Raw genomic sequence first — 12,878 nt, forward strand, 5'->3', positions numbered from 1 at the left:
GCCGTCGAATTCCGCTACGATATCAGGCTTTGCCGTTTTGCGCTAGACCAACTTTCGTTTCGGCCAAGCGCGCATCGCCTGCGCAGCGCCCTCCGTTTCCGGCTGTGCCGTATCCGAAGAGACCGAAAGTATAGCGGATGGATGGCAAATGTCAAAGGCCCCTGAGCAGGACACTGCCTGCACGCTTCGCGGGTGAAGTTAGGCGAATCCGCCGGTCCTCCGTTACACTACGCGCACCCACGTGTCAATGTAACGATATCCGTGCCGTCAGATGGACGGTGCCACCACTGAGAAGATAAGAATACAAATTTGAAGCACCCAACTCATACCATTCCAAGCCGCGAGGAAATCCTCGGCGTGTTTCGCCAGGCCCAGGGACCGCTCGACAGCGGCGCCCTCGCCCGAGCCCTGCAAGTCAACCCGGACGCGGAAGGCGTGCTGGCGCGCCGCTTGAATGCGATGGAGCGTGACGGCCAGTTGCGCGCCAATCCCGCGGGCGAATATGCGCTCACGGACCACTCCAGCTTCATTTCCGGCCGCATCAGCGCGCACCGCGACGGCTTCGGCTTCGTGATCCCGGACGAGGGCGGCGAAGACCTCTTCTTGCCGGACAAGGAAATGCAGAAGGTCCTGCACGGCGACCGCGTGCTGGCCAGGGTCGTCGGCACCGACCGCCGCGGCCGCGCCGAAGGCACGATCGTCGAGGTCAGGGAACGGGCCAACACCCACGTCATCGGCCGCCTTCTGAACGAGAACGGCGTCTGGATCGTCGCGCCGGAAGACAAGCGCATCGGCCAGGACATCCTCGTGTCCGGCTCGCCCGGCAAGGCCAAGTCCGGCCAGATCGTCAGCATCGAACTCGTCGAGCAGCCGTCGCGCTTCCGCCAGCCCACCGGCAAGATCGTCGAAGTGCTCGGCGACCTTGACGACCCCGGCATGGAGATCGAGATCGCCGTGCGCAAGTTCGGCGTGCCGCACATCTTTTCGCCGGCCGCCGTCAAGCAGGCGAACAAGCTGCCGAACGAAGTGCGCGACGCCGACCTGGGCGACCGCGTCGACCTGCGCGACGTGCCGCTCGTCACGATCGACGGCGAGGACGCGCGCGACTTCGACGACGCGGTGTACTGCGAACCCGTCAAGATCGGCCGCACGAAGGGCTACCGCCTGCTCGTGGCGATCGCCGACGTCAGCCATTACGTCAAGCCGAACGACGCGCTCGACGGCGACGCGATCGAGCGCTCGACGTCCGTGTATTTTCCGCGCCGCGTGATCCCGATGCTGCCGGAAAAACTGTCGAACGGCCTGTGTTCGCTGAACCCGGCCGTCGACCGCCTCACGCTCGTGTGCGACATGGTCGTGACGACCGGCGGCGAAGTGAAGGCCTACCAGTTCTACCCGGCCGTGATGCACTCGGCGGCGCGCCTGACCTATAACGAGGTCGCCGCCATCCTGGGCAACACGAACGGGCCGGAAGCGGGCCGCCGGCCGGGCATCGTGCCGCACCTGCTGAACCTGAACGAGGTGTTCCGCGCGCTGCTGCAGGCGCGCCAGGAGCGCGGCGCGATCGACTTCGAGACGACCGAGACCTATATCGTCTGCAATGCGATGGGCAAGATCGAAAAGATCCTGCCGCGCACCCGCAACGACGCGCACCGCCTGATCGAGGAATGCATGCTGGCCGCCAACGTGTGCGCGGCCGACTTCCTGATCCGCCACGACCAGCCGAGCACCTTCCGCATCCACGCCGTGCCGACCGAGGAAAAGCTGAACCAGCTGAGGACCTTCCTCAAGCAGGTCGGCCTGAACCTGGGCGGCGGCACGACGCCGCAGGCGCGCGACTATGCCGAGCTGATGGTGCGCATCAAGGAACGCCCCGACGCCACGCTGCTGCAGACGATGCTGCTGCGTTCGATGCAGCAGGCCGTCTACAGCCCGGACAACGTCGGCCACTTCGGCCTCGCGTACGAGGCGTATGCCCACTTCACGAGCCCGATCCGCCGCTATCCCGACCTGCTGACGCACCGCGCCATCAAGGCCGTCTTGAAAGGCAAGAAGTACGAGCCGACCGGCATCGACCTGTCCAAGCTGAACACGACGGTGTCGAAGACCGTGCGCAAGCAGGCCGCCAAGGACAAGGCGGAAGGCAGGCAGAAGGATCCGAAGGACCTGACGATCTGGGACGCGCTGGGCGTGCACTGCTCGGCCAACGAGCGCCGCGCCGACGAGGCGTCGCGCGACGTCGAGAACTGGCTCAAGTGCTACTACATGAAGGACCGCCTCGGCGAGGAATTCACGGGCGTGATCTCGGGCGTGACGCCGTTCGGCATCTTCGTCCAGCTCGACCAGCTGTTCGTCGAGGGCCTCGTGCACGTTACCGGCCTCGGCACCGACTTCTTCCAGTACGACGAGACCCGCCACGAGCTGCGCGGCGAACGCACGGGCCAGGTGTACCAGCTGACCGGCCGCGTCACGGTGCAGGTGGCGCGCGTCGACCTGGAATCGCGCAAGATCGACCTCGTGCTGGCGCAGCCCGCGAAGAACGACAACGTGCCGGCGCCGCTGGAGCGCGCCCGTGCCGCCGCACAGGACGCGTCGGCCTCGAAGCCGCCGCGCCGGCGTAAAGCCCGGGATGGCGCGGTGCCCGTGTCGCAGCAGGAAGCGCGCGCGACCCCGGCCGAGCCGGCCGCATCCTCGTTCGGCGCCACCGACGAGAGCGAGGAAGACGTCGTGTTCGTGCCGCCGACGCGGCGCCGCCGCGGCCCCCGGAATGCCTCGCCCGCAGCAAACCAGACCGCGTCCAAGAAGACCGCGGCGAAAAAAAGCGCTTCCACAAAGAGCGCGTCCAAAACCAGGAAGAAGAAGTAACGCATGAAAAATAAAATGATTTTTGGCTTCCACGCCGTGACCTCGCGCCTCCGCCACGAGGCCGCCAGTGTAGAAGAGATCTTCGTCGACGCCGGTCGCCAGGACCGCCGCATGCAGGACCTGATCGCCAACGCGAAGGCGGCCGGCGTGCGCGTCATGCCGGTCGAAGCCGAGCGCCTCGACAAGATCGTCGGCACCCGCCGCCACCAGGGCGTGATCGCGTTCGCCAGCCAGTTGTCGCTGGCGCGCAACCTGGACGAGCTGCTGGATGCCGTGGAAGGCCCGCCGCTGCTGCTGATCCTGGACGGCATCACCGACCCGCACAACCTGGGCGCCTGCCTGCGCGTGGCCGACGGCGTCGGCGCGCATGCCGTCATCGCCCCGAAAGACCGGTCCGTGGGCCTGAATGCGACGGCCGCCAAGGTGGCCAGCGGCGCCGCCGAAACTGTGCCTTACATCACCGTGACGAATCTGGCGCGCACGATGCGCGACCTGAAGGAACGGGGCATCTGGCTGATCGGCACGTCCGACGATGCCGACAAGGGCCTGTACGAAGGCGATTTCACGGGCCCGACGGCGCTCGTGATGGGTTCGGAAGGCGAGGGCATGCGCCGCCTGACCCGCGAGACCTGCGACATGCTGGTGTCGATTCCCATGTTCGGCTCGGTCGAGAGCCTGAACGTGTCCGTCGCCTCGGGCGTGTGCCTGTACGAGGCGCGCCGCCAGCGCCTGGCGCGCGAAGCGTAAGGTGGACGGCTCGCCGTCCACGCGGTGACACGCGGCGTCGAATTTGTCGCGTCCGTGTCGATGTCGTTGAACGTGTGGGCGCACGGCCGTAGGATGGGCTCCCCGAGCCCATCAGGCGCCCGCATGACGCCGCCCCAAAAATGATTCCCTCATAAGCAAATACGGCGCGGATCGGCTACCATGCGGTGTCACTTGCCCGAATCCCGACTATGTTTTCCAAGCTGCGCGAAGATATCCAGAGCATCATCGAACGCGACCCTGCGGCCCGTAACGCATGGGAAGTGCTCACCTGCTACCCGGGCCTGCACGCCGTCGTCATGCACGGCTGGGCGCACGCCTGCTGGCGCGCCAATTTCCGCTGGCTCGGCAGGTTCATCTCCTATTTCGCGCGCGTGCTTACCGGCATCGAAATCCATCCGGGCGCGACGATCGGCCGGCGCGTGTTCATCGACCACGGCTTCGGCGTCGTGATCGGCGAGACGGCCGTCGTCGGCGACGATTGCACGATCTACCAGGGCGTCACGCTGGGCGGCACGACCCTGGTGGCCGGCACCAAGCGCCATCCGACGCTCGAGCGCGGCGTGATCGTCGGCGCCGGCGCGCAGGTGCTCGGCGCGTTCACGGTCGGCGAATATGCCAAGGTCGGCTCCAACGCCGTCGTCGTCAAGCCGGTTCCGGCCGGCGCCACGGCCGTCGGCAATCCGGCCCACATCATCCGCAAGGAAGACCAGTCACGCAGCGCCCAGATGTTCGCCGCCTACGGCGTCACGCCGAACGGCGACGATCCGCTGTCGAAGGCGTTGCGCAACCTGATCAACCACGTGGCCCAGCAGGACGAGCAGATCGAGCGCATGTGCGCGACGATGAAGGCGGCCGGTATCCGCTGCCATACGCCGGACGAGAGTGATAAACTCGACCAGGCTCAACTGAACCGGCTCGTCGAGTAAATGGCCGCGAACACATAAAGGACACCGATGCAAGACGATATCCCGGGCAGCTTCGACCCGGCATCCGACCTCGACCCCAACGAAATCCGCGTACTGGGCGTGCTCGCCGAAAAAGAGGCGCTGACGCCGGACAATTACCCGATGTCGCTGAACGCGGTGATGAACGGCTGCAACCAGCTGTCCAGCCGCGACCCCGTGATGCAGTTGTCCGAGGATGTCGTCCACGACACGCTGCAGCGCCTCATGCAGCGCAAGCTCGTGAACGGCATCGCCCAGGCCGGCGCGCGCGTCATCAAGTACGAGCACCGCATGCGCATCAAGTGGACGCTCGAGCAGGACAAGGTGGCCGTGCTGACCGTGCTGATGCTGCGCGGCCTGCAGACCGCGGGCGAGATCCGCAGCCGTACCGGCCGCCTGCATGAATTCAAGTCGGTGGCCGAGGCGGAAAGCGCGCTGCAATTCCTGATCGACAAATATCCGCCGCTCGTCGCGCGACTCGAGCGTGCGCCCGGGACCAAGGAGCCGCGTTACGGCCAGCTGCTGGGCGGTGCGATCGACGTCGCGAAAATGGACGCTGGCGGTGGCGCCGCCGGCGGTGGTTCGGCCGGCGGCTCGACCGGCGCCCGCGTGGCCCAGCTGGAACAGGAAGTGGCCGCGCTGCGCGGCGAAGTCGACGAACTCAAGGCGCAGTTCGCCGCGTTCCGCCAGCAGTTCGAATAACGGCGCCGGCGGCCTTACGTGCCGCCGTCGCCCATCTCCACGAGCGCGTCGTCCGGCCACGCCGGATCGCCGATCGGCGCGAGCACATTCCACCCGTGGGTCTCCAGCGCGCGCGAGCGCTCGCCGGCGCGCAGCACGGCGCGCGTGCCCGCCTGCGCGGCCATGACGCCGTAGTTGAAATCCTTCTTGGCGCACCAGTCCGACGTCATCATCAAGGTGTTGATGGCGGCCTTCGCCAGGAACGGCATCTGTTCCTTGACGATGGCGATGGTCACCCGGCATTCCAGGCGCAGGTCGCCCAGGCGGCGCACGTTGTCCGGCAGGCCGGCCGTGCGCACCTCCGGGTGTCCCGTGTACAGGCCGTTCTTCCGGTTCAGGATGAAGGTGGCGTCGGCATCGTACGCGGCCTGGCTGCGCTGCACGGTGAGCAGGCCGGCGGCGTCGACCGGGACGTTTTCCTGGAACGCGCCGTCGTCGCTCGCCAGGCCCAACCGCAGGCCGTCGTCCGCGTTCGCCGGGGCGCCGTCCGCATCGCGCATGCGGAAGCGCAGGGTGGCGTCGGGCGCCAGCGCGCGGTTGGCGTCGAAGGCATCGAGGCCGGCCGCGACGCTGCGGTAGGAGCGCATCTCCGGGTCCGCGATGCCGGCGACGTGGACCGACGGCACGGGTTCATCGGCCCGCGCGGCGGGCGCGCAGTACGCCGTCAGCAGGATCAAGCCCAGCAAGGCCGCGCGCATCGCTCAGCCTTCGTCGCGCCAGCGGCGCACGCGGATCGCGGCGTACAGCATCGCCACCCCGAGCACGACGCCGATCCAGGCGTCAAGGCCGGCCAGCGACATGTACGACTGGGGCACGAGCCCGCTCATGTCGATGCCGTTCCTGGTCGGCTGAATCGCCGCCGACAGGCCGCCCTGGAACTGGAACCAGATACCCGGCACGATGCCGCCGAGGATGCGTGCGACCACGTCACTCGTATAATGCGCCAGCAGCAACGTCTGGCCGGAAAAGTTCTCGAGTGCCGCATTGATCCATTTGATCGTGACGAGCGCGACCACCGGCACGCCGACAGCCCACAGGAACGGCTTCGATTTCGCCCAGCTCGACACGAGCATCAGCCAGCCCACGGTCGGCAGCGCCCACACGACGTACACCGGCAGCAGGGCGACAAGGCGCAGCGGCGCGAGATACAAGTTGGGTGACGCCAGCATTGTCGCGAACAGATTCAGGCCTTGTGCGCTGAGTTCTATGCAGGTGAGGAGGAGCAGGATCAGTGCCGCGACGATGGCCAGCGCGATCGTGATCGCGGGGGCGACGACCACTGCGGTGATGGTCTTGGACAGTACCGTCATCGAATCGGAAACGGGCAGCGATTTCCAGAACAGGATGCTGCGGTCGCGCCGTTCATCGTACAAGGCGCCCAGGCAGTAGAAGAATACGACCGCGGTCAGGACGACCAACAGCGGCGCCATGCCGCCCATGTACATGCCGGTGGCCATGCGCGCGACCACGTTTGCCGTTTCGTCGGGCAAGAGTGCCGCCAGCCGCGCGTGATCGAGCGGCTGGCCGTTGATCGTGACGTGCGCAGGCAAGTGATGCGTCATGATGCCGTAGCTGATGCCGCCGCCGATCAGGACCACGAGCAATGTCCCTACGATCAGTGGCGCCCAGAACATCGACCCCTTGTGCTCCCAGAACTCGCGCCGCAACAGCCATTTCATGGTGTCCGCGCTGGTAGTCGTATTCATGCGTAGGTTCCTTTCATGGTCGCGACGAACAGGTCGGCGACGGAGGGATTGCGGGTTTCGCCGAGGGCGGCCAGCTGCTGGCGCGAGGCGCCGCCGGGGCCGGCGTCGAACAGCAGCACGGCCTTGCCGAACACGGTGCGGCGGTCGATCGGCTGCAGCGCGTTGGCGGCGCTCAGTTTTTCCTGCGGAACCATCACTTCGACATAGCGCTCGCCGATCTCTTCCATCGACGCGGCCAGCACGATGCGGCCGTCGCGGATGAACATCAGGTCGGTCAGGATGTGCTCGACTTCCTCGACCTGATGTGTCGTGATGACGATCGTCTTGTGCTCGTCAAAATAGTCTTCCAGCAGGTTCTGGTAGAACTGCTTGCGGTAGATGATGTCCAGGCCCAGCGTGGGTTCGTCGAGCACGAGCAGTTTCGCGTCGATCGCCATCACGAGGGCCAGGTGCAGTTGCACGATCATGCCCTTGGACATTTCCTTGACCTTCATCGACGGCAGCAGCTTCGTGTTCGCGAGATAGCGTTCCGCCTTTTCGCGGTTGAAGCGCGGGTGCACGCCGGCCACGAAGTCGATGGCGTCCTTCACGCGCAGCCAGCGCGGCAGGATCGCGACGTCGGCGATGAAGCAGACGTCCTGCATCAGTTCGTTGCGCTGGGTGCGCGGATCGAGGCCCAGCACGGACAGCTGGCCTTCGAACGGGATCAGTCCCAGCGCGGCCTTCAAGGTGGTGGTCTTGCCCGAGCCGTTCGGGCCGATCAGGCCGACGATGCGGCCGGCGGGGATCGTGAAGTCGATGCCGTCCACGGCCGTGCGCTTGCCGTAGCGCTTCGTCAGGCTCTTGGCTTCGATGACGGCGGTCATTGCGCGCCTCCGTTCGGTTCACGCAGCAATTGCTCGATGTTGAGGCCGAGACGGCGGATACGTTCCAGCATCGCCGGCCATTCCTCGCGCAGGAAGCGGTCCCTTTCGCTTGCGAGCAGCTTTTCGCTCGCGCCTTCCGTGACATACATGCCGATCCCCCTTCGTTTTTCTACTAAGTTGTCGTCGACCAGTTCCTGGTAAGCCTTCGAGACCGTGATCGGATTCAGCTGGTATTCGGCCGCGACCTGGCGCACGGAAGGAAGCGGGTCCCCCGCCTTCAGGGCGCCATCGAGCATCATACCGATCACCTTGTCCTTCAACTGCCGATAGATCGGCGAGTTGTCATTCCAGCCGATCGTCATCGCCGGCCCCCTTTCGTCGTGGTGGTGCAGTCCATGTCATGCCTGCCTCCATGTTGGTGATGTAGAGTCGTGGTGTTGTAGTGAAGTATAACACCGAGTCGACGCGAGTCAATACGCGGATGGCCGGGGACGACCTAGCAGGATTGAGAGGGTCGGATTCGGGTCCGGAACGCGAGCCGGACCGGGCGGTCAAACAGCAGGAGCAGGCGGGATCGCCTGGCCGTCGAGGTCGCAACGCAGGATGCGTCCGTCTTCGTCGATCGCGATCCAGCCACCGCGCACGGGCGCCTCATCGAGCTCCCAGTCGGGCAGCACATAGCGCTGCCGGCCGTCGGCATCGTGCAGGGCAGGGCGGTGCGTATGGCCGTGGATCATGACATCGGCGCCGCTGTCCGCATGCAGCGCGGCGATGGCGGCCGGGGTGACGTCCATGATCTCGTACGACTTGTCGCCGTGGGCGGCGCGGCTGCCTTCGCGCAGGCCGGCGATGATCGCCTTGCGCTGGGCCAGCGGCATGGCGAGGAACTGGCGCTGCCATGCCGGGTCGCGCACCTGCGCGCGGAACGCCATGTACTTGACGTCGTCCGTGCACTGGGCGTCGCCATGTACGAGCACGACCTTGCGGCGGGCGCCCCCGCGGCCCGCGATCGCCGCGACGTGCGGCTCGGGCAGCAGGGTGAGGCCGGCCGCGTCGGCGAAGCCGGCGCCGACGAGGAAGTCGCGGTTGCCGGCGAGCCAGCAGACGGCCGTGCCGCCGTCGCTCACGCGGCGCAGCGCGGCGACGACGCGCGCGTTGAACGGATCGTCGAGGTCGTCGTCGCCGGCCCAGTACTCGAAGATGTCGCCGAGCAAATAAAGCCGCTCGGCATGTGCCGCGCGTTCGGACAGGAAGCGGAAGAACGCCTCGGCCGTACGCGGGTGGGAGGCCTGCAGGTGCAGGTCGGAAATGAAGAGTGCGAGCGTGCGCGCGGGTGCGGTCATCTTGTTGCCAGGACGACCGGGCGGTTCCCGCGCGTCATACCTGCCTGTCTGGAGTTACTGAACGACTTCGACTTTCTCGATGATGACGTCCTCGCTCGGCACGTCCGAGTGCATGCCCGAGCGGCTGGTCTTGACGTTGTTGATCTGGTCGACGATGTCCTGGCCTTCGACGACCTTGCCGAACACGGCATAGCCCCAGCCGTCCTGGCCCGGGTAGTTCAGGAAATCGTTGTTCTTCGTGTTGATGAAGAACTGGGCCGAGGCCGAGTGCGGGGCCATCGTGCGGGCCATGGCGAGCGTGTACTTGTCGTTCTTGAGGCCGTTCTTCGCTTCGTTCTCGACGGTCTGCTCGGTCGGCTTCTGCTTCATGCCCGGCTCGAAACCGCCGCCCTGGATCATGAAGTCCTTGATCACGCGGTGGAAGATGGTGTTGGTGAAGTGACCCTTGTTCACGTAGTCCAGGAAGTTGGCAACGGTCTTCGGTGCCTTCTCGGCGTCCAGTTCGACCTTGATGTTGCCCTTGTTGGTGGTCATGAGTAAGGTGGTCATGTTTTTGTCCTGTGATGGTTGGTGATGCCTCGACGGCCGGCACAAGGCACAGCAGGTTGTCGCGGTTGGAGTTGCGAGTTCGTTATTTTACTAGCTTATCGCCCTTGAGGAGGGTCACGGACTGGATCGTGACGGGCGTCACGGGCACGTTCTCGAGGCCGTGGATGTCGTCGACGACGACGCTTTTGATCTTGTCGACGACGTCCTGGCCCTTCACGACCTTGCCGAACACGGTATAGCCGGACCCTTGCATGTTCGGATAGTCGAGGCCCGGATTGTCGACCACGTTGATGAAGAATTGCGAGGTGGCGGAGTCCGGATTCGATTCGCGCGCCATGGCGACCGAATACTTTTCGTTCGACAAGCCATTGTTGGACTCGTTCTTGATCGGTTTGTTCGTGCGGCGCCCGTGGAACTGGGCATCCATGCCGCCGCCCTGGATCATGAAGCCGTCGATCACGCGGTGGAAAATGGTGCCCTTGTAGAAGCCGGACTTCACATATTTAAGGAAATTGGCCACGGCGATGGGCGCTTTTTCCTGGTTCAGTTCCAGCACGATCTCGCCCATCGATGTTTTCAACGCGACTTGCGGCTCGGCGGCGAACGCGGCCGTGGACAGGGCCAGCGCGGCCAGGCCGGCGGCGAAACGGGTGGCAAATCGGGTGACAAACGGGGCGCCGGGCGATTTCAGGACGTGCATCGTAGCTTCCTCTCGGTGGATATAGAGCAAAGTGCTGTCAAGGGTTTTGCAGAAAAATAAACCTATGGCATATGCGGCCAGTCGGGATTTTATCAATGCTATACTTTGCGACGGACTGCGGATTCTATCAAAAAGAACAAGGTTTCCCCGAATCGCGGTCCTGACACTCCCGACGCGCCCGCCACGTCCCGGCATCGCCGCACGGCAGCGTTTCGAGCGTCATGCTCCAACCCTCTAGCAAACATCCGATGAGCCAACTCAAGATCTACAACACGCTCGCGCGTGACAAGCAGGTTTTCGTTCCCCTCCAACCCGGCAAGGTCAACATGTACGTGTGCGGGATGACGGTCTACGATTACTGCCACGTCGGTCACGCCCGGATGATGATGGCGTTCGACGTCATCTACCGCTGGCTCAAGGCATCGGGCTACGACGTCAAATATGTCCGCAACATCACGGACATCGACGACAAGATCATCAAGCGCGCCGTCGAGAACGGCGAGACCATGACGGCGCTGACGACGCGTTTCATCAAGGCGATGGACGAGGATACGTCGGCACTGGGCATCCTGCCGCCGGACGTCGCGCCGCGCGCGACCGAGTACGTGCCGCAGATGCTGTCCATCATCGACAGGCTGGAGACGAAGGAACTCGCCTACCAGGGCGACGACGGCGACGTGAACTATGCCGTGCGTAATTTCCCGGGCTACGGCAAGCTGTCCGGCAAGTCGCTGGACGACCTGCGTGCCGGCGAGCGCGTGGACGTGAACACGGGCAAGCGCGATCCGCTCGACTTCGTGCTGTGGAAGGCCGCCAAGGAATCCGAGCCGGACGAGGCGAAATGGGATTCGAAATGGGGCAAGGGCCGTCCGGGCTGGCACATCGAATGCTCGGCCATGTCGTGCGCCATGCTGGGCGAACACTTCGACATCCACGGCGGCGGCGCCGACCTCCAGTTCCCGCACCACGAAAACGAGATCGCCCAGTCTGAGGGCGCGTTCGGCGCGCCCATGGCCAATTACTGGATCCATAACGGCTTCGTGCGCGTCGATAACGAGAAGATGTCCAAGTCGCTGGGCAATTTCTTTACGATCCGCGACGTCCTCAAGCAATACGACCCGGAAGTCATCCGCTTTTTCATCCTGCGCGCCCACTACCGCAGCCCGCTGAATTATTCGGACGCCCACATCGACGACGCGAAGGGCGCGTTGACGCGCCTGTACACGGCGCTGGCGGAAGCGGATATCGGCGGCGCGGCGGTGAGCGTCGACTGGAACGAACCGCACGCGCTGCGCTTCCGCGAAGCGATGAACGACGATTTCAACACGCCGCTGGCGGTGGCCGAGCTGTTCGACCTGGCGTCGGAAGTCAACAAGAGCAAATCCCTCGCGGCCGCGCGCCAGCTGAAAGCGCTGGCCGGCGTGCTGGGCCTGCTCGAACGCAACCCGCAAGCGTTCCTGCAGGCCGGTAGCCCGCGCGATGGCGGTCTCGACGAAGCCGCGATCGTCGACGCGATCGCGCGCCGCGCCGCGGCCAAGAAGGCACGCAACTTCGCCGAGGCCGATGCGATCCGCGCCGAGCTGACGGCGGGCGGCGTCGTGCTCGAAGACAAGCCGGACGGCAGCACCAATTGGCGTCGCGCCTGACGCCAGCGCGCCCGGACACATAACGAGCATGGCACTTTCCAAGGAACTCGCGGGCGCCGCGCCGGCGCCGCCGGACGTTCAGCCTTCCGTCCCACCCTATTGGGCGGAGGCGAAGGCCGAGCTCATGCGTCGGGACCGCATCATGAACAAGCTGATCCCCCAGTTCGGCGACATGCACCTGCGCGGCCACCCCGATCCGTTCACCACGCTGGCCCGGTCCATCGTCGGCCAGCAGGTGACGGTCAAGGCCGCCGAGGCCGCCTGGACGAAGCTGCGCGCGCTGTGTCCGAAGATGACGCCGTCCCAGGTCATCAAGGCCGGTGCCGAAGAGATCGCCGGCTGCGGGCTGTCGAAGCGCAAGACGGAATACATCCTCGACCTGGCCGACCACTTCAAGGCGAAGCGTGTGCACGCGGACCAGTGGTCGCAGATGGACGACGAGGCCGTGATCGCAGAGCTGGTCCAGATCCGCGGCATCACGCGCTGGACAGCCGAGATGTTTTTGATATTTAATCTGCTCAGACCGAACGTCCTGCCCCTGGACGATCCCGGCCTGATCCAGGGCATCAGCCAGAATTATTTTTCCGGTGAGCCAGTTTCGCGCAGCGATGCGCGCGAGGTGGCGGCCAACTGGGAACCCTGGCGGACAGTTGCCACATGGTATTTGTGGCGTAGCCTGGATCCGGTTCCGGTATAGAATAACGCCCTTGCCGCCGCGCGGATGATCTTCCGCGGCCACGAACACACCCG

At 65.2% G+C, this 12,878-nt stretch carries 13 protein-coding genes; 6 read left to right on the forward strand and 7 right to left on the reverse strand.

Annotated elements, in window-relative coordinates; all coding sequences use genetic code 11:
• Positions 1-309: 309 nt before the first annotated feature.
• The 4 genes from rnr (at position 310) to ACEN9Q_RS06995 (ending at position 5,279) form a co-directional block, all read left to right on the forward strand.
• The gene (gene rnr, locus ACEN9Q_RS06980; RefSeq protein WP_495627805.1) at positions 310-2,865 is read left to right on the forward strand and encodes a ribonuclease R; all 2,556 of its coding nucleotides are present in this window, start codon (positions 310-312) and stop codon (positions 2,863-2,865) included.
• 3 nt (positions 2,866-2,868) lie between these two features.
• Entirely contained in the window at positions 2,869-3,612 is a 744-nt protein-coding gene (rlmB, locus tag ACEN9Q_RS06985) for a 23S rRNA (guanosine(2251)-2'-O)-methyltransferase RlmB (RefSeq protein WP_495627806.1), read from the forward strand.
• Between the two features lie 209 nt (positions 3,613-3,821).
• A complete protein-coding gene (gene cysE / locus ACEN9Q_RS06990; RefSeq protein ID WP_056435220.1) occupies positions 3,822-4,559 on the forward strand; it encodes a serine O-acetyltransferase in 738 nt (245 codons plus the stop codon).
• A gap of 27 nt (positions 4,560-4,586) precedes the next feature.
• Positions 4,587-5,279, forward strand: coding sequence for a YceH family protein (locus ACEN9Q_RS06995; RefSeq protein WP_495627807.1), 693 nt, complete (start codon positions 4,587-4,589; stop codon positions 5,277-5,279).
• Positions 5,280-5,293: 14 nt separating this feature from the next.
• Here ACEN9Q_RS06995 and ACEN9Q_RS07000 read toward each other — a convergent pair whose 3' ends face one another.
• The 7 genes from ACEN9Q_RS07000 to ACEN9Q_RS07030 form a co-directional block, all read right to left on the reverse strand.
• The gene (locus ACEN9Q_RS07000; protein ID WP_495627808.1) at positions 5,294-6,016 is read right to left on the reverse strand and encodes a hypothetical protein; all 723 of its coding nucleotides are present in this window, start codon (positions 6,014-6,016) and stop codon (positions 5,294-5,296) included.
• 3 nt (positions 6,017-6,019) lie between these two features.
• A complete protein-coding gene (locus ACEN9Q_RS07005) occupies positions 6,020-7,024 on the reverse strand; it encodes a hypothetical protein (protein WP_056435213.1) in 1,005 nt (334 codons plus the stop codon).
• Positions 7,021-7,890, reverse strand: coding sequence for an ABC transporter ATP-binding protein (locus ACEN9Q_RS07010; RefSeq protein ID WP_495627809.1), 870 nt, complete (start codon positions 7,888-7,890; stop codon positions 7,021-7,023). Before ACEN9Q_RS07010 ends, ACEN9Q_RS07005 begins: the two co-directional genes overlap by 4 nt.
• Positions 7,887-8,252 carry a GntR family transcriptional regulator gene (locus ACEN9Q_RS07015; protein WP_495627810.1) on the reverse strand — a complete coding sequence of 122 codons (366 nt, stop codon included), beginning with the start codon at positions 8,250-8,252 and terminating at the stop codon, positions 7,887-7,889. Before ACEN9Q_RS07015 ends, ACEN9Q_RS07010 begins: the two co-directional genes overlap by 4 nt.
• Positions 8,253-8,441: 189 nt before the next feature.
• Positions 8,442-9,233 (reverse strand): UDP-2,3-diacylglucosamine diphosphatase, encoded by a 792-nt coding sequence (locus tag ACEN9Q_RS07020; protein WP_495627811.1) that lies wholly within the window; start codon positions 9,231-9,233, stop codon positions 8,442-8,444.
• Between the two features lie 54 nt (positions 9,234-9,287).
• On the reverse strand, positions 9,288-9,782 hold the full coding sequence (locus ACEN9Q_RS07025; protein WP_056435200.1) for a peptidylprolyl isomerase: 495 nt from the start codon (positions 9,780-9,782) through the stop codon (positions 9,288-9,290).
• Between the two features lie 82 nt (positions 9,783-9,864).
• The gene (locus ACEN9Q_RS07030) at positions 9,865-10,482 is read right to left on the reverse strand and encodes a peptidylprolyl isomerase (protein ID WP_495627812.1); all 618 of its coding nucleotides are present in this window, start codon (positions 10,480-10,482) and stop codon (positions 9,865-9,867) included.
• 248 nt (positions 10,483-10,730) lie between these two features.
• Between ACEN9Q_RS07030 and cysS the strand changes: the two genes are divergently transcribed.
• Both cysS and ACEN9Q_RS07040 read left to right on the forward strand, forming a co-directional pair.
• Positions 10,731-12,128 (forward strand): cysteine--tRNA ligase, encoded by a 1,398-nt coding sequence (gene cysS / locus ACEN9Q_RS07035; RefSeq protein WP_495627813.1) that lies wholly within the window; start codon positions 10,731-10,733, stop codon positions 12,126-12,128.
• A 28-nt stretch (positions 12,129-12,156) separates the two neighbouring features.
• Complete coding sequence (locus ACEN9Q_RS07040) at positions 12,157-12,825, forward strand: DNA-3-methyladenine glycosylase family protein (RefSeq protein ID WP_495627814.1); 669 nt, start codon at positions 12,157-12,159, stop codon at positions 12,823-12,825.
• Positions 12,826-12,878 lie beyond the last annotated feature (53 nt).

Source organism: Massilia sp. Masssp93, assembly GCF_059491295.1.

Coding starts and splice junctions, on each gene's coding strand:
- rlmB (WP_495627806.1), top strand. CDS start 2,869: ATGAAAAATAAAATGATTTTTGGCTTCCACGCCGTGACCTCGCGCCTC.
- cysE (WP_056435220.1), top strand. CDS start 3,822: ATGTTTTCCAAGCTGCGCGAAGATATCCAGAGCATCATCGAACGCGAC.
- ACEN9Q_RS06995 (WP_495627807.1), top strand. CDS start 4,587: ATGCAAGACGATATCCCGGGCAGCTTCGACCCGGCATCCGACCTCGAC.
- ACEN9Q_RS07000 (WP_495627808.1), bottom strand. CDS start 6,016: ATGCGCGCGGCCTTGCTGGGCTTGATCCTGCTGACGGCGTACTGCGCG.
- ACEN9Q_RS07005 (WP_056435213.1), bottom strand. CDS start 7,024: ATGAATACGACTACCAGCGCGGACACCATGAAATGGCTGTTGCGGCGC.
- ACEN9Q_RS07010 (WP_495627809.1), bottom strand. CDS start 7,890: ATGACCGCCGTCATCGAAGCCAAGAGCCTGACGAAGCGCTACGGCAAG.
- ACEN9Q_RS07015 (WP_495627810.1), bottom strand. CDS start 8,252: ATGACGATCGGCTGGAATGACAACTCGCCGATCTATCGGCAGTTGAAG.
- ACEN9Q_RS07020 (WP_495627811.1), bottom strand. CDS start 9,233: ATGACCGCACCCGCGCGCACGCTCGCACTCTTCATTTCCGACCTGCAC.
- ACEN9Q_RS07025 (WP_056435200.1), bottom strand. CDS start 9,782: ATGACCACCTTACTCATGACCACCAACAAGGGCAACATCAAGGTCGAA.
- ACEN9Q_RS07030 (WP_495627812.1), bottom strand. CDS start 10,482: ATGCACGTCCTGAAATCGCCCGGCGCCCCGTTTGTCACCCGATTTGCC.
- cysS (WP_495627813.1), top strand. CDS start 10,731: ATGAGCCAACTCAAGATCTACAACACGCTCGCGCGTGACAAGCAGGTT.
- ACEN9Q_RS07040 (WP_495627814.1), top strand. CDS start 12,157: ATGGCACTTTCCAAGGAACTCGCGGGCGCCGCGCCGGCGCCGCCGGAC.